This is a genomic window from Oleiphilus sp. HI0061 (genome assembly GCF_001635675.1).
The window spans coordinates 1-1,213 of record NZ_LWFE01000366.1 but is presented as its reverse complement, the minus strand read 5'-3'; the positions used below and the strand labels follow the sequence as shown (position 1 = coordinate 1,213).

Below are 1,213 nucleotides of genomic sequence, written 5' to 3'. Positions count from 1 at the left end.
CCCTACATGAAGAATCAAAGAGGTGACGCAACCAGCCGATCTTATCGCTTCGATAAAAAGTATTCTCAGACAGTTCGAAAAACGGTGAATCCATGTCAGCAAAAAGCCGGGAATGAAAAACGAATGGGAGTACTTGCCTTACATCGTTTAACTCAACCGTGTCATTACCCCTAAAAAACGCGAGAGCTTTAGCAAACTGTAGTAGTGACATCAAAGAACGAACTGAGATTCCGTTTAGGGTCTGACAACCAAGATCTTTTAGACGATCACGACCATTATCAATAGACGCTAACACATGTGATTTGACGCCTGATAATCGTGACGTGTCCTTTGTTTTATATTCAAACTGAGAGGCAGAATACTCCGAATACTCAAAGTGACTCGTAAAGAACTCTATTCTGCGCCGAATCCCTGCAGGTACTGTGATATTGCGTATCGCTAGCGACATGTCTGAGATCTCATCTTCGGTGAAAATGATCTGAGGTGGAACCATATCTTCTGGCTTTACACCTTCTTCAATACGTAGAAGCAACTGATTCAGAAATCTAGGGTTAAATGACAAAGCTTGGACAACGACATCAATACGATCTTTTAAGGCTTCGATCACCTGGTAGGTTCCGCCACCCTGATCATCATTTGCAGTTAAATACCAGGCCGCATCAGGACATTCAAAGACCTGGTTGTAGAGTTCTGCGTAGTTGTCTCCCATCACAGTCAGCAAAGCGCTTTGCGTTCGTGTAGGGATACGGTTGTATTCATCGACTATTTTTACGCGCATTCCAAGCCATTTCCGCCACGATATGCGGATGTCTTCGATCGCTTCGGCCGAGGCCAGATCCGATGGCAAGGGATTACCCAGCAAATCAGCCACTGTCATCTGCGGATGGCCATGTTGCATGGCTCGTTTAACTTCTTTTGTCGTATAACCGCCCATGATACCCATCAAGATTGCACTAGCCGTTTTACCCCGGCCTGGTCCGCCAATGAAAAGGCATTTACTTTGAGTAGCGAACGTGAGGAGTGGCAATAAGATAAAGCTTGAGTAAGACTGTTCAGTTGGGAGGTTTAGCGTACTGTGACTGTCTCCCGCCCTAAACTGTTGCGGAGACTGATCATTATATTCGATATCATAGTGAGGACTGATTATCGCGTTATTAACGATCCAAAAGTAAGCCTGCCTAAGCTTTTCATCTAGTCCCGTGCTAGTTTCTTG

1 protein-coding gene is annotated in these 1,213 nt (G+C 45.0%); it reads right to left on the bottom strand.

The genetic code is table 11. The annotated features are described in order from the left end of the window. A partial coding sequence (locus tag A3735_RS05055) for an AAA family ATPase (protein ID WP_068637686.1) occupies nucleotides 1-1,213 on the bottom strand: 1,213 nt, incomplete at both ends.